At 72.2% G+C, this 13,685-nt stretch carries 14 protein-coding genes; 6 read left to right on the forward strand and 8 right to left on the reverse strand.

Annotated elements, in window-relative coordinates:
• Nucleotides 1–32 precede the first annotated feature (32 nt).
• On the reverse strand, nucleotides 33–1,481 hold the full coding sequence (locus AC1DQC_RS04615; RefSeq protein WP_477050038.1) for a gamma-aminobutyraldehyde dehydrogenase: 1,449 nt from the start codon (nucleotides 1,479–1,481) through the stop codon (nucleotides 33–35).
• Nucleotides 1,482–1,654: 173 nt separating this feature from the next.
• Here AC1DQC_RS04615 and AC1DQC_RS04620 point away from each other — a divergent pair, with 173 nt between their 5' ends.
• Genes AC1DQC_RS04620 through AC1DQC_RS04630 form a run of 3 tightly spaced genes read left to right on the forward strand, consistent with a single transcriptional unit; the run spans nucleotide 1,655 to nucleotide 4,853 of the window.
• Nucleotides 1,655–2,131: an Lrp/AsnC family transcriptional regulator gene (locus AC1DQC_RS04620; RefSeq protein WP_477050039.1), complete on the forward strand. Its 477-nt coding sequence runs from the start codon at nucleotides 1,655–1,657 to the stop codon at nucleotides 2,129–2,131.
• Nucleotides 2,128–3,504, forward strand: coding sequence for an aspartate aminotransferase family protein (locus AC1DQC_RS04625; RefSeq protein WP_477050040.1), 1,377 nt, complete (start codon nucleotides 2,128–2,130; stop codon nucleotides 3,502–3,504). The genes AC1DQC_RS04620 and AC1DQC_RS04625 overlap by 4 nt, the downstream gene beginning before the upstream one ends.
• Before the next feature lie 2 nt (nucleotides 3,505–3,506).
• Entirely contained in the window at nucleotides 3,507–4,853 is a 1,347-nt protein-coding gene (locus AC1DQC_RS04630) for an NAD(P)/FAD-dependent oxidoreductase (protein ID WP_477050041.1), read from the forward strand.
• Nucleotides 4,854–4,983: 130 nt separating this feature from the next.
• Here AC1DQC_RS04630 and dxr read toward each other — a convergent pair whose 3' ends face one another.
• Nucleotides 4,984–6,153 carry a 1-deoxy-D-xylulose-5-phosphate reductoisomerase gene (gene dxr / locus AC1DQC_RS04635; protein WP_477050042.1) on the reverse strand — a complete coding sequence of 390 codons (1,170 nt, stop codon included), beginning with the start codon at nucleotides 6,151–6,153 and terminating at the stop codon, nucleotides 4,984–4,986.
• A gap of 31 nt (nucleotides 6,154–6,184) precedes the next feature.
• Here dxr and AC1DQC_RS04640 point away from each other — a divergent pair, with 31 nt between their 5' ends.
• From AC1DQC_RS04640 to AC1DQC_RS04650, 3 genes are all read left to right on the forward strand, one after another.
• Nucleotides 6,185–6,862, forward strand: a complete 678-nt coding sequence (locus tag AC1DQC_RS04640; RefSeq protein ID WP_477050043.1) for a PadR family transcriptional regulator — start codon at nucleotides 6,185–6,187, stop codon at nucleotides 6,860–6,862.
• Between the two features lie 64 nt (nucleotides 6,863–6,926).
• Complete coding sequence (locus AC1DQC_RS04645; protein WP_477050044.1) at nucleotides 6,927–7,919, forward strand: ATP-binding cassette domain-containing protein; 993 nt, start codon at nucleotides 6,927–6,929, stop codon at nucleotides 7,917–7,919.
• The gene (locus tag AC1DQC_RS04650) at nucleotides 7,916–8,728 is read left to right on the forward strand and encodes an ABC transporter permease (protein WP_477050045.1); all 813 of its coding nucleotides are present in this window, start codon (nucleotides 7,916–7,918) and stop codon (nucleotides 8,726–8,728) included. Before AC1DQC_RS04645 ends, AC1DQC_RS04650 begins: the two co-directional genes overlap by 4 nt.
• Before the next feature lie 67 nt (nucleotides 8,729–8,795).
• Here the strand turns inward: AC1DQC_RS04650 and AC1DQC_RS04655 are convergent, their stop codons facing one another.
• From AC1DQC_RS04655 to tsf, 6 genes are all read right to left on the reverse strand, one after another.
• Nucleotides 8,796–9,350 (reverse strand): DivIVA domain-containing protein, encoded by a 555-nt coding sequence (locus tag AC1DQC_RS04655; protein ID WP_477050046.1) that lies wholly within the window; start codon nucleotides 9,348–9,350, stop codon nucleotides 8,796–8,798.
• Nucleotides 9,347–10,474, reverse strand: coding sequence for a dual-specificity RNA methyltransferase RlmN (gene rlmN, locus AC1DQC_RS04660; protein ID WP_477050047.1), 1,128 nt, complete (start codon nucleotides 10,472–10,474; stop codon nucleotides 9,347–9,349). The genes AC1DQC_RS04655 and rlmN overlap by 4 nt, the downstream gene beginning before the upstream one ends.
• Nucleotides 10,475–10,496: 22 nt before the next feature.
• Nucleotides 10,497–11,339, reverse strand: a complete 843-nt coding sequence (locus AC1DQC_RS04665; protein WP_477050048.1) for a phosphatidate cytidylyltransferase — start codon at nucleotides 11,337–11,339, stop codon at nucleotides 10,497–10,499.
• Nucleotides 11,339–11,896, reverse strand: coding sequence for a ribosome recycling factor (frr, locus tag AC1DQC_RS04670; RefSeq protein ID WP_315095924.1), 558 nt, complete (start codon nucleotides 11,894–11,896; stop codon nucleotides 11,339–11,341). The genes AC1DQC_RS04665 and frr overlap by 1 nt, the downstream gene beginning before the upstream one ends.
• A 46-nt stretch (nucleotides 11,897–11,942) precedes the next feature.
• A complete protein-coding gene (gene pyrH, locus AC1DQC_RS04675) occupies nucleotides 11,943–12,686 on the reverse strand; it encodes a UMP kinase (RefSeq protein ID WP_477050049.1) in 744 nt (247 codons plus the stop codon).
• Between the two features lie 85 nt (nucleotides 12,687–12,771).
• A complete protein-coding gene (tsf, locus tag AC1DQC_RS04680) occupies nucleotides 12,772–13,617 on the reverse strand; it encodes a translation elongation factor Ts (RefSeq protein WP_477050050.1) in 846 nt (281 codons plus the stop codon).
• Nucleotides 13,618–13,685 lie beyond the last annotated feature (68 nt).

The raw sequence follows: 13,685 nt of genomic DNA on the forward strand, positions 1-13,685 counted from the left end.
GGACGGAACAAACGGCTCCTGTATCCGTCGACTTACGCGTCAAATGCCGACATGACGTGCTTGATGCGGGTGTAGTCCTCGAACCCGTACATCGACAGGTCCTTGCCGTACCCGGAGTGCTTGAAGCCGCCGTGCGGCATCTCGGCCACGAACGGGATGTGGGTGTTGATCCAGACCACCCCGAAGTCGAGCGCGCGGGACATCCGCAGCGCCCGGCCGTGGTTCTGCGTCCACACCGAGCTCGAGAGCCCGTAGCGCACGCCGTTGGCCAGCGCGATCGCCTCGTCCTCGTCGGTGAACGTCTGGACCGTGATGACCGGGCCGAAGATCTCGTCCTGCACGGCCTCGTCGTCCTGGCGCAGTCCGTCGACGACGGTGGCCTCGACGAAGTAGCCGACGTCGCCCACGCGGTGCCCGCCCGCGACGATCGACGCGTGGTCGGGCAGCCGGTCGAGGAAGCCGGTCACGCGCTCCAGCTGCACGGCGTTGTTCACCGGGCCGAACGCGACGTCGGGGTCGTCCGGCCTCCCCGTGCGCTGCGCCTTGGCGGCCTCGGCGAGGGCGGCGACGAAGTCGGCGCGCACCGAGGCGTGCACCAGCACGCGGGTGGCCGCCGTGCAGTCCTGGCCGGCGTTGTAGTACCCCGCCCCGGCGATGCCCTCCGCGGCCGCGGCGATGTCCGCGTCGGCGAACACGATCACGGGCGCCTTGCCGCCGAGCTCGAGGTGCACGCGCTTCACGTTGGCGGCGGCGGCTTCGGCCACCTGCGACCCCGCGCGCACCGAGCCGGTGATGGCGACCATGTCGGGCCTCTGGTGCGACACGAGCGCCCGACCGGTGTCGCGGTCCCCGCAGATCACGTTGAGCACGCCCGGCGGCAGCACCTCGGCGGCGACCTGGCCGAGCAGCAGCGTGGAGGCGGGCGTGGTGTCGGACGGCTTGAGCACGATGGTGTTCCCGGCCGCGAGCGCGGGGGCGATCTTCCAGATCGCCATCATCAGCGGGTAGTTCCACGGCGTCACCTGCCCGACGACGCCGACCGGCTCCCGCCTGACCCACGACGTGTGGCCCGCCATGTACTCCCCCGCGCTGAGCCCGTCGAGCACGCGCGCGGCCCCGGCGAAGAACCGCAGCTGGTCCACGCAGGGCGGGACCTCGTCGGTCGCGGTCAGGTGCAGCGGCTTGCCGGTGTTGCGCGACTCGACCGCGACGAACTCGTCGGCCCGCGCCTCGACGGCGTCCGCCAGCCGCAGCAGCGCGAGCTGGCGCTCGGCCGGGGTGGTCCGACCCCACGTCGTGAACGCCTCCGAGGCCGCGCCGTAGGCGGCGTCCACGTCCTCGGCACCGCTCAGCGGCGCGCGGGCGTACTCCAGCCCGGTCGAGGGGTCGACGACGGACGTCGTGCGGCCGTCCGCGGCGGGGCGCTGCACGCCCCCGATCACGTTGTGCAGCAGGAGCGTCTGGTCGGTGGCCTGGCTCACGGGAGTCTCCTCACAGTCGGTGGCCCGCACGCTACGCCGCAACGGGTCCCCGCGGGAGCCCCGGACGGGGCATTCGGCCAATTGGAGGGGCGCGGACGCCGAAATCAGAAGTTCACACGGCCTGTCGCAACGGATTCCTTGCATTGAGCCGCCGGGCCGACCACCATCGGCGGGTGGGCACACGCAGACCGGCACCGGGGCACCCGGCACTCGACGACGTCTCCAAGGCCATCGTCGAGCAGCTCCAGGAGGACGGGCGGCGCCCGTATGCCGCCATCGGCAAGGCGATCGGCCTGTCGGAGGCAGCCGTGCGGCAGCGCGTGCAGCGGCTGACCGACTCGGGCGTGATGCAGATCGTCGCGGTCACCGACCCGCTGCAGGTGGGGTTCACCCGCCAGGCCATGATCGGCCTGAAGTGCGAGGGCGACCTGTCGCTGGTCGCCGACGCCCTGGCCGCGCTGCCCGAGGTCGACTACGTCGTCATCACCGCCGGCGGCTTCGACCTGCTCTGCGAGATCGTGTGCGAGGACGACGACCACCTGCTCGAGGTCCTCAACCAGAAGATCCGCACGCTCCCCGGCGTCCGGACCACCGAGACGTTCGTGTACCTGAAGCTGCGCAAGCAGCTCTACAACTGGGGGACCCGATGAGCACGACACCGCGAGGCACCGACCGCTCCGAGGCCGCCAGGTCCCACCTCTGGGGCCACTTCACGCGGCAGAGCGCCTGGGACCACGGCGTCCCGACGATCGTGCGCGGCGAGGGCCACCACATCTGGGACGACCAGGGCCGCAAGTACATCGACGGGCTCTCGGGCCTGTTCGTCGTGCAGGCCGGGCACGGCCGGGCCGAGCTGGCGGAGGCGGCGCGCGTCCAGGCGGAGCAGCTGGCCTTCTTCCCGCTGTGGTCCTACGCCCACCCGCAGGCCATCGACCTCGCCGAGCGGCTCGCGACCTACGCGCCGGGCGACCTCAACCACGTCTTCTTCACCACGGGCGGCGGCGAGGCCGTCGAGACCGCGTGGAAGCTGGCGAAGAACTACTTCAAGCTCACCGGCAAGCCGAACAAGTACAAGGTGATCTCGCGGTCGATCGCGTACCACGGCACGCCGCACGGGGCGCTGTCGATCACCGGGCTGCCCTCCCTCAAGGAGGCGTTCGAGCCCCTGGTGCCGGGGGCGCACAAGGTGCCCAACACCAACGAGTACCGGGCGCCCGAGCACCTGCGCGACGACCCCAAGGCCTTCGGCCGGTGGGCCGCCGACCGCATCGGCGAGGCCATCGAGATGGAGGGGCCGGACTCGGTCGCGGCCGTGTTCCTCGAGCCGGTGCAGAACGCGGGCGGCTGCTTCCCGCCGCCGCCGGGGTACTTCGAGCGCGTGCGCGAGATCTGCGACCAGTACGACGTCCTGCTGGTGTCCGACGAGGTCATCTGCGCGTTCGGCCGCATCGGCTCGATGTTCGCGTGCGACGACTTCGGCTACGTGCCGGACATGATCACGTGCGCCAAGGGGCTCACCTCCGGCTACTCCCCCATCGGCGCGCTCATCGCCTCCGACCGGCTGTACGAGCCGTTCCGAGGCGGCCACGCGTCCTTCGCGCACGGCTACACCTTCGGGGGGCACCCGGTGTCCGCCGCCGTCGCCAACGCCAACCTCGACCTGTTCGAGCGCGAGGGCCTCAACGCCCACGTCAAGGAGTCCGCGCCGGCGTTCCGTCGCACCCTCGAGGGACTGCTGGACCTGCCGATCGTCGGCGACGTCCGCGGCGAGGGCTTCTTCTACGGGATCGAGCTGGTCAAGGACAAGGCGACGCGGGAGACGTTCGACGACGACGAGAGCGAGCGCCTGCTGCGGGGGTTCCTCTCCGGTGCGCTGTACGACGCGGGCCTGTACTGCCGGGCCGACGACCGCGGCGACCCGGTCATCCAGCTGGCGCCGCCGCTGACGTGCGGGCAGGCCGAGTTCGACGAGATCACGGGCATCCTGCGGGGCGTGCTCACCGAGGCCTGGGCGCGCCTGTGACGGTGTCCCTCTGGTTCGACCAAGTCCCGCAGCGGTCCCCGCTCGACCCGCTCGACGGCGACGCGCAGGCCGACGTCGTGGTCGTGGGCGCCGGGCTGACCGGCCTGTGGACCGCGTACTACCTGCTCGAGGCCGATCCCTCGCTCGACGTGCTCGTGGTCGAGGCGCAGGTCGCGGGCTTCGGGGCCAGCGGCCGCAACGGCGGCTGGTGCTCCGCGCTGCTGCCGCTGTCGGGCGACGAGCTGGCCCGACGCCACGGGCACGACGCAGCGGCGGCGATGCGCGCCGCCATGCGCGACACCGTCGTCGAGGTGGGCGGCGTGGCCGCGGCCGAGCAGATCGACTGCGGCTTCGCGTTCGGCGGCACCGTCACGCTGGCCCGCAACGGCCCGCAGCTCGAGCGGGTCGCGGCCGACGTCGCCGCGGACGCCCGCTGGGACGACGAGTCGCACCTCCTCGACCCCGCCGGCGTCGAGGAGCACGTGCGCGCCGCCGGCGTCCTCGGCGGCTCGTTCACGCCCGACTGCGCGCGGATCCAGCCCGCCCGGCTGGTCCTCGGCCTGTTGGACGTCGTGCTCTCTCGCGGCGCCCGGGTGGTCGAGGGGACGCGCGCGCTGCGGCTCTCGCCGCGTGCCGTGGTGACGGACCACGGCACCGTGCGCGCGCGCTGGGTCGTCCGCGCCACCGAGGCGTGGAGCGCGCACCTGCCGGGGTCGCGCCGCGAGGTCGCCCCCGTGTACTCGCACATGATCGCCACCGAGCCGCTGCCGCCCGAGGTGTGGGCCGAGGTCGGGCTCGCCCGCGCGGAGACGTTCACGGACGCCCGCAACCTCATCGTCTACGGCCAGCGGACCACCGACGACCGGCTCGCGTTCGGGGGCCGCGGGGCGCCGTACCACCTGGGCTCCTCGATCCTCGCCTCGTACGACCGTGCCGGAGCCACCGCGGCGCACCTCGAGCGCGAGCTGGTCGACCTGTTCCCCGTGCTCGACCGCGCCGAGATCACCCACCACTGGGGCGGCCCGCTGGGCGTGCCCCGCGACTGGCACCCGTCGGTCGGGCTGGATCCCGACACCGGGATCGGCTGGGCGGGCGGCTACGTGGGCGACGGCGTCGCGCTGACCAACCTGGCCGGACGGACCCTCGCCGACCTCATCACGGGCGCGGACAGCCCCATCGTCCGGCTGCCGTGGGTCGACCACCGCTCTCCCGCCTGGGAGCCCGAGCCCCTCCGGTGGGCGGGCATCACCGCGGCCCGGCGGGCCACGGCCTGGGCCGACCGCACCGAGAGTCKCACGGGTCGCCCGAGCCGCGTGACCGGCCTGCTGAACCAGGTGMTCGGCCACTGACGGTGCCGCGGCGCCGCGGGCTGGCCGGTCCGGCTCAGAGCCGCCTCGTCCCATCCCGTCCCGTCCCGTCCCGTCCCGAGAATCCGAGACTGTGCCGACGGTCCGTGCGCGGATCCCCGGATTCCCGCGCTCAGACGCGGGCGAGGATCTCCTGGGCGCGGGCGCGGGCCCACGTCTCGGCCGCGAGCACCGCGTCCAGGCTGAGCGCGTCCGGGGCGGTGCCCTCGTGCTCGCCGAGGACGCGCTCGACCGTGCTCACGATGTCCAGGAAGCCGATCCGCCCGGCGAGGAACGCCTCGACGCACTCCTCGTTGGCGGCGTTGTAGACGGCGGGGTGGGTCGCCGACGCGGCGACGGCCTCGCGCGCCAGCCGGACCGCGCCGAAGACCTGCTCGTCCAGCGGCTCGAACGTCCACGCGGTGGCCTGCGTCCAGTCGCAGGGCGGCGCGACGTCCGCGACGCGGTCCGGCCAGGACAGCCCGAGCGCGATCGGCAGCCGCATGTCGGGCGGTGACGCCTGCGCGAGCGTGGACCCGTCGACGAACTCGACCATCGAGTGCACGACGGACTGCGGGTGCACGACGACCGTGATGTCCTCGACCGGCACGTCGAACAGCAGGTGCGCCTCGATGAGCTCGAGGCCCTTGTTCATGAGGGTCGAGGAGTTGATCGTCACCACCGGCCCCATCGTCCAGGTCGGGTGCGCGAGCGCCTGCTGCGGGGTCACGGCCTTGACGTCGTCGTGCGTCCACCCGCGGAACGGTCCGCCGGACGCCGTGAGGATCAGCCGCCGCACCTCGGGGTGCGTGCCGCCGCGCAGCGCCTGCGCGATGGCCGAGTGCTCGGAGTCGACCGGGACGATCTGGTCCGGGCGCTGCCGCGCGGCGTGCACGAGCCGGCCGCCGACGACGAGCGACTCCTTGTTGGCCAGCGCGAGCGTGCTGCCCGCGCGCAGGGCCGCGAGCGTCGGCCCCAGCCCGACCGAGCCGGTGACCCCGTTGAGCACCACGTCGGCGCCGCGACCCGCCAGCTCGGTGGACGCGTCGGGGCCGACGAGCACCTCGACGCCGTCGCCGAGCGCCTCGCGCAGCGGAGCCTCCGCGCGCGGGTCCGCGACGGCGACGGCCGACACGCCCAGCTCCCGTGCCTGCCGGGCGAGCAGGGCGACGTCGCCACCCCCGGCCGACAGGCCGACGACGGCGAACCGGTCGGGGTTGCGGGTGATGACGTCGACGGCCTGGGTGCCGATCGAGCCGGTGGACCCGAGGAGGACGACGCTGCGCTGTGTCACGCTGCCCATCTTCGTGCATCGCCCGTGGCAGGATCGCCGCATGCCCGCTCCTGCGACGCCCCAGGGCTCCTCGACCCGCCTGCTCGTGCTGGGGTGCGTGCGGATCTTCCAACCGGTGCACGGCTACTTCCTGCGCCGCGAGCTGGTCAGCTGGGAGGTCGACCGGTGGGCGCACGTGCACCCCGGATCGATCTACAACGCGCTCAAGTCGCTGACCAAGGCCGGCCTGCTCGAGGAGGTGGGCGTCGTGGCCGAGGGGCCGAGGCCGCCGCGGACGACGTACCGGCTGACCGCGGCCGGCGAGGACGAGTTCCTCTCCCTCGTGCGCACGGGCCTGCTGACGATCGACGACCCCACGCTCTTCCTCACGGCCGTCAACATGGCGTTCGCCCTCCCGCGCGACGAGGTCGTGCGTGCGGTCGAGACGCGGGCGCGCCTCCTGGAGGACCTCGTCTCGTCCCTGGCGACGCAGATCGACGAGATCCTCGGGGCCAAGGACACGCCCGACACGGCGACCGAGGTCGCCCGGCTGATCATCGCCCGGACGCGCGGCGAGCTCGAGTGGTCGGCCGGCTATCTCGATCGCGTGCGCGGCGGCGCGTACTCGTTCCAGGGCGAGCCACCGCTGTGGAACCCGACGCCCGAGCAGCTGGAGGTCGCCCGCGCGGCGGGCGTCGGTCCGTGGGTCGTCTATGCGATGGCGGACGAGAACACGTAATAGTCAAGGTTGACGAGTAATAGATCATCTTGAATACTGGGTCTCCACCCGAAGGAGACCCCGCATGATCCATGCCCGCGGCCTGGCCCGCACCTACAAGACCCGCCGAGGGGACGTCGACGCCGTGCGCGGTGTCGACCTCGACGTCGAGGCCGGCGAGATCGTCGGCTTCCTCGGCCCGAACGGAGCCGGCAAGACGACCACGCTCCGCATGCTCACCACGCTCCTCAAGCCGACCCGTGGCGAGGCGACCGTCGCCGGCGCCGACCTCCGTCGCGACCCCGGCGCCGTCCGCCGCCGCATCGGCTACGTCGCCCAGTCCGGCTCGACGTCGGGCGAGGCCCGCGCCGGCGAGGAGGTCATCGACCACGCGCTGCTCTACGGCGTCGAGCGCTCCGTCGCCGCCACCCGCGGCCGCGAGCTCTTCGACCAGCTCGAGCTCGACGGGCTCTGGGACCGCAAGTGCTCGTCGCTCTCCGGCGGCCAGCGCCGCCGCCTCGACATCGCGATGGGCCTCATCCACACGCCGCGGCTCGTGTTCCTCGACGAGCCGACCACCGGCCTCGACCCGCAGGCCCGGGCCAACCTCTGGACGCACGTGCGGGGGCTTCGCGACGAGCGCGGCAGCACCGTGTTCCTCACCACGCACTACCTCGACGAGGCCGACGCCCTCTGCGACCGGATCCTCGTCATCGACCACGGCCAGATCGTCGCCGAGGGGTCCCCCGAGGAGCTCAAGCAGCGCGTCAGCGGCGACGCCGTCCTGCTCAGCGCGTCGCAGCCCGCCGACGTCGTCCGCATCGCCGCCGTCGCCGCCCAGCTGCCCGGCGCGGACGTCCCGACGGTCGACGGCTCGCTCGTCGAGGTCCGCGTCCCGCAGGGCCGCACCCTCCTGGCCGGCCTGCTGCGCTCGCTCGACGCCGAGGGCATCGAGCTCGACGGCGTCGAGCTCCGTCGCCCCACGCTCGACGACGTCTTCCTCACCCTGACCGGCCGCTCGCTGCGCGACGGCGAGAGCCCCGCGCAGAGCGCCACCAACGAAGGAGCGGCCGCATGACCGCCGTCGCCACCACCCCCACGTTCACCGACGAGCAGAGCGGCCGGAGCACGTTCGTCCGCGACACCCTCACGGTGTTCCGCCGCGCCATGCGCATCTCGCTGCGCAACCCGGTGTGGTCCGTCATGGGTCTCCTGCAGCCGGTGCTGTACCTGTCGCTGTTCGGCCCGCTGCTCGAGCCGCTCGCCCCCCAGCTGGGCGCTACGAACGCGTACCAGCTGTTCGTCCCGGGCCTGCTGGTCCAGCTCGGCATGTTCGGCGCGCTGTTCGTCGGCTTCGGCCTCATCGGCGAGTGGCGGGACGGCGTCATCGAGGCGGAGCGGGTCAGCCCCGCGCCCCGGTCGGCGCTCGTGCTCGGCCGCGTGCTGCGCGACGTGATCGTCGTCGCCGTGCAGGGCGTCGTCCTGGTGTCGGTGGCGTTCCTGTTCGGGCTGGAGGCGCCGTTCTGGGGCATCGTGCTCGGCATCATCACCGCCGCGCTGCTCGCCGCCGCGTTCGCCTCGGCGTCCTACGCCGTCGCGCTCACGCTCAAGAGCGAGGACGCACTGGCGCCCCTCATGAACGGCATCGCGCTGCCGCTCTTGCTGCTGTCCGGCATCCTGCTGCCCATCACCGCCGCGTCCGCGCCGGCGTGGCTCAACACGCTGTCCAACCTCAACCCGATCAAGCACGTGGTCTCGGGCATCCGCGCCCAGTTCGCCGGCGACATCGGGACGTCGACCGCACTGTGGGGCTCCGCGGTGACCGTCGTCCTCGTGGCGCTCGGCATCTGGTTCGGCACGCGCACGTTCAAGCGCGAGGACGGCTGACCTCCGCCGACGAGAGAACGGCCGCGCTCCCTCGGGAGCGCGGCCGTTCGCGTTCGTCGTGGCGGGCCTACTCGACGCCGAGCAGCACCTCGACCGCACGCGCCAGGAAGGCGTCGACCGGTCCCTCCGCGTAGGCGTTGCGGCCCTTGCGGCGCCGGAACGTCGCCGACCGCACCTCGGCCGCCGACAGCGGCGTGCCCTTGTCGAAGTAGGCGACCAGGCGCTGGCACAGCTCGTCGACGTCGGCGGGCTCGTAGCCCTGGTGGCGCCCGTCCGGCGGGGCGAACCGGTCACCGTCGGGACGACCGAGCCGGCCGTAGAGGGTGCGCGCCTGCTCGCTCAGCTTGCTCATCCACGCCTGCTGGCCCTGCGTCGCGATGTACTCGGCGCGCGACCGCGCCACGAACGCGGCCTCGAGGCGGTCCAGCGCGGCGTCCACCGCGGCCGTGACGTATCCGCCGCGCACCATGTCGAACGCGACACCGCGCACGTCCTTGCTGGCCAGACCGCCGGCGGGGCCCTGCTCGTAGACAGCACGGGCGTGCGCGAAGAAGTCGTCGACCTCGTCCGGGTCGTACCCCTGCTTCAGGCCCGAGACGGTCCGGAACATGCCGTCGCTCACTCGTCCTCCTCCGCTGCGAGCTGGCCGCAGGCACCGTCGATCTCACTGCCGCGGGTGTCCCGGATCGTCGTCGGGATCCCGTGCGCACGCAAGCGTGCCACGAACTCCTGCTCGACCCGCGGATCGCTCGCCGTCCACTTGGAACCCGGCGTCGGGTTGAGCGGGATCGGGTTGCAGTGCACCCAGCCGCGGCCGCGGGCGTTGAGCTTCTCGCCCAGCAGGTCCGCGCGCCAGGCGTGGTCGTTGATGTCGCGGATGAGCGCGTACTCGATGGAGACCCGGCGCCCGGTGACCTCGAAGTAGCGGTGCGCGGAGTCGAGCGCCTCGTCCACGCTCCACCGCGTGTTCACCGGCACGAGCTCGCTGCGGAGCTCGTCGTCGGGCGCGTGCAGCGACAGCGCCAGCGTGACGGGGATGCCCTCCTTGGCCAGCCGGTCCATGGCCGGCACCATCCCGACGGTCGACACCGTCACGTTGCGCGCGGACATGCCGAGACCGTCCGGCGTCGGCGCGACCAGGCGGCGCACCGTCTCCATGACCGACTTGTAGTTGGCCAGCGGCTCACCCATGCCCATGAACACGACGTTGCTCAGACGCGTCGGTCCCCCGGGGACCTCGCCGTCGGCGAGCGACCGGGCCGCCGCGCGCACCTGCTCGACGATCTCCGCCGTCGACAGGTTGCGGGTCAGGCCCAGCTGGCCGGTCGCGCAGAACGAGCACGCGAGCCCGCACCCCGCCTGGCTGGACACGCACAGCGTGGTGCGGTTGGCGTAGCGCATGAGGACCGACTCGACCTTGGCGCCGTCGAACAGGTGCCAGAGCGTCTTGACGGTCGTGCCCTTGTCCGCGGTCTGCGTGCGGTGCGCCGTGAGCAGCTGCGGGAACAGCCCCTCCACCAGCTTGTCGCGCGTCGCCTTGGGCAGGTCGGTCATCAGCGCGGGGTCGTTGGTGAGGTGCGTGAAGTAGTGGGTCGCCAGCTGCTTGGCCCGGAAGGGCTTCTCCCCCAGCTCCGTGACGGCGTCGATGCGCTGCTCGGGGGTGAGGTCGACGAAGTGCTTGGGCGGCTTGCCGCGAGGTCCCCGGCTGGGCGAGGACAGGTCGAGGCGAACGGGTGTACCAGTCATCGCGGTACCCCTCTCAGATAGTTCAGGCGGGCTGGAGGACCGTGAGGACGACGTACACGGCCGGGGCGGTCAGGACGAGCGAGTCGAGGCGGTCCAGGAGGCCGCCGTGCCCCGGCACCAGCCGGCCCATGTCCTTGAGCTCGAGGTCGCGCTTGAGCAGCGACTCCGCGAGGTCGCCGAGCGTCGCGGTGACGACGGTCGCCAGGCCGAGGAACACCCCGACCAGCGGCTCGCCGCCGAACGCGACCTGGATCCCGACGACGCCGACCACGCACGCCAGCACGATGGAGCCGGCCAGACCCTCCCAGGTCTTCTTCGGGCTCACCGACGGGGCGAGCGGGTGCCGGCCGAGCAGCACGCCGACCGTGTAGCCGCCGACGTCGCTGGCGACGCACAGGAGGATGAACAGCATCACGCGCGACGGGCCGTCGGGCTCCGCGAGCATGAGCATGACGAAGCCGCCGAGGAACGGCAGGTACGCAGCAGCGAAGGCACCGGCCGTGGCGTCGCGCAGGGCGGGCTGACCGCTGCCGTCGAGGACGCGCCAGACGACGACGCCGCCCACCGTCAGCATGAACGCGACGAACAGCGCCTCGGGCCCCGCCGTGTACGCGGAGACGAGGATGCCGATCGCGCCGACCAGCAGCGGCAGCAGCGGCAGGTGGATGTTGCGGCGCGTGAACGCCTGCGCCAGCTCCCACAGCCCGGCGCACACGGCCAGCACGGCGACGACGGCGAAGGCTTCCTTGCGGATGAACAGCGACGCGACCACCGCCAGGAGCATGGCGACGCCGACGACGATCGCGACCGGCAGGTCACGACCGGGGCGAGGGGTCCGGGTGGCGGCGATGGCTGTCTGGCTCATCAGACCTCGAGGAGCTCGTTCTCCTTGGACGACAGCAGGTGGTCGATGAGATCCACGTGCTTCTTCGTCAGGGACTCGAGCTCCTTCTCCGCACGGCCGACCTCGTCCTCGCCGGCCTCGCCGTCCTTGACGATGCGGTCCAGCTCCTCCTTGGCGCGACGGCGCACGTTGCGCACCGAGATGCGCGCGTCCTCGGCCTTGGTCCGGGCGAGCTTCACGAAGTCCTTGCGCCGCTCCTGCGTGAGGGCGGGCAGCACGATGCGGATGACGTTGCCGTCGTTGGTCGGGTTGACGCCGAGGTCGGAGTCGCGCAGCGCCTTCTCGATCGCGGTGGTCGACGACTTGTCGAACGGCGACACGAGGATGGTGCGCGCCTCGGTGACGTTGAACGACGCGAGCTGCTGCAGGGGCGTCGGGCTGCCGTAGTAGTCGACGAACACCTTGGAGAACATCGCGGCGTTGGCGCGACCGGTGCGGATCGTCGAGAAGTCCTCCTTGGCGACCTCGACGGCCTTGTCCATCTTCTCTTCAGCCTCGAAGAGGGTCTCGTCGATCACCGGAGCTCCTTCGTGCGGGTTGGTCGTGTGGGCCGTGCAGTGGTTCTCAGCTTGCCGTGATCAGCGTGCCGATCTTCTCACCCTGCAGCGCGCGCGTGACGTTCCCGGCCTCCTCGAGACCGAACACGCGCATGCGCACGTCGTTGTCGCGGCACAGGCTGAGCGCCGAGCCGTCCATGACGCCCAGGTCGTTGACCAGCGCGTCGGTATAGGTGAGGTGGTCGAGCTTCACGGCGTCGGGGTCCGTCCGCGGGTCCGCGGAGTACACGCCGTCCACGCCGTTCTTGCCCATGAGCACCTCGTGGCAGTGCGTCTCGAGGGCGCGCTGCACGCTGACGGTGTCCGTCGAGAAGTACGGCATGCCCGCGCCGGCGCCGAAGATCACGACGCGGCCCTTCTCCAGGTGCCGGATGGCGCGCAGCGGGATGTACGGCTCCGCCACCTGGCCCATCGCGATCGCGGTCTGCACGCGCGTGCTGACGCCGGCCTGCTCGAGGAAGTCCTGGAGCGCGAGGCAGTTCATGACCGTGCCGAGCATGCCCATGTAGTCGGCGCGGGCCCGGTCGAGCCCACGTTGCGAGAGCTCGGCGCCGCGGAAGAAGTTGCCGCCGCCGACCACGATCGCGACCTGGACCCCGGCGCGGACGGCCACCGCGATCTCGGCAGCGACGCGCTGGACGACGTCGGCGGCGAGGCCCACGTCACCACCCCCGAACGTCTCGCCGGAGAGCTTGAGCAGCACACGCCGCTCCGGCACCGCCCCGCGGGTCGACTCGGGGTCCTGGGTCACAGCGCCTCCACAAGAGTTGGGTCGAGCTGGTACCGACGACGGCCCCGGTCCCCGCAGGGCCGGGGCCGTCGTCGATCACATGGGGTCAGGCTCCCACGCGGTAACGGACGAAGCCCGTCAGCGTGCCGCCGGCCTCGGAGAGAACCTGGGCGACGGTCTTCTTGTTGTCCTTGGCGAACGCCTGCTCGAGCAGGACGTTCTCCTTGAAGAAGCCGTTCAGGCGGCCCTCGATGATCTTCGGCAGCGCGGCCTCGGGCTTGCCCTCGTTGCGGGCCGTCTCCTCGGCGATGTGGCGCTCGTTCGCGACGACGTCGGCCGAGACCTCCTCGCGCGTGAGGTACGTGGGCGAGAACGCCGCGATGTGCGTCGCGATGTCCCGGGCCACGCCGGCGCCGGCAGCGTCGGTCGCGACGAGCACGCCGACCTGCGGGGGCAGGTCCTTGCTGACCTTGTGCAGGTAGACCTCGACGTGCTCACCGGCCACGCGGGCCAGGCGGCGCACGACGACGCGCTCGCCGAGCGTGGCGGCGGTCTCGTCGACGATGGTCTGCACGCTGGAGCCGTCGACCTCGGTGGCCAGCAGCGCGTCGGCGTCGCGCGCCGGGCTGTCGACCGCAGCCGCGAGGACGCGGTCCGCGAGGGCGACGAAGTTCGGGCTCTTCGCGACGAAGTCGGTCTCCGAGTTGATCTCGACGAGCACGCCCGTCTGACCCTCGCCGTCGGCCGTCGGGCCGACGTGAGCGACGACGAGGCCGTCCGAGGCCGCGCGGCCCTCACGCTTGCCGACGCCCTTGAGGCCCTTGACGCGGATGAGCTCGAGAGCCTTGTCGGAGTCGCCCTCCGCCTCCTCGAGCGCCTTCTTGACGTCCATCATTCCGGCACCGGTCTTCTCGCGCAGCGCCTTGATGTCTGCGAGCGAGTAGTTCGCCATCAGTCGTGTCCGTTCCTCTGAGTCGTGACGTTTCGAGCGGGACCCGTCCGGGTCCGGTGACGCGCTGG

It is taken from the genome of Cellulomonas sp. P4_H12 (assembly GCF_056400905.1).

Coding starts and splice junctions, on each gene's coding strand:
- AC1DQC_RS04625 (WP_477050040.1), top strand. CDS start 2,128: ATGAGCACGACACCGCGAGGCACCGACCGCTCCGAGGCCGCCAGGTCC.
- dxr (WP_477050042.1), bottom strand. CDS start 6,153: ATGGGCAGCGTGACACAGCGCAGCGTCGTCCTCCTCGGGTCCACCGGC.
- AC1DQC_RS04640 (WP_477050043.1), top strand. CDS start 6,185: ATGCCCGCTCCTGCGACGCCCCAGGGCTCCTCGACCCGCCTGCTCGTG.
- AC1DQC_RS04645 (WP_477050044.1), top strand. CDS start 6,927: ATGATCCATGCCCGCGGCCTGGCCCGCACCTACAAGACCCGCCGAGGG.
- AC1DQC_RS04650 (WP_477050045.1), top strand. CDS start 7,916: ATGACCGCCGTCGCCACCACCCCCACGTTCACCGACGAGCAGAGCGGC.
- rlmN (WP_477050047.1), bottom strand. CDS start 10,474: ATGACTGGTACACCCGTTCGCCTCGACCTGTCCTCGCCCAGCCGGGGA.
- AC1DQC_RS04665 (WP_477050048.1), bottom strand. CDS start 11,339: ATGAGCCAGACAGCCATCGCCGCCACCCGGACCCCTCGCCCCGGTCGT.
- tsf (WP_477050050.1), bottom strand. CDS start 13,617: ATGGCGAACTACTCGCTCGCAGACATCAAGGCGCTGCGCGAGAAGACC.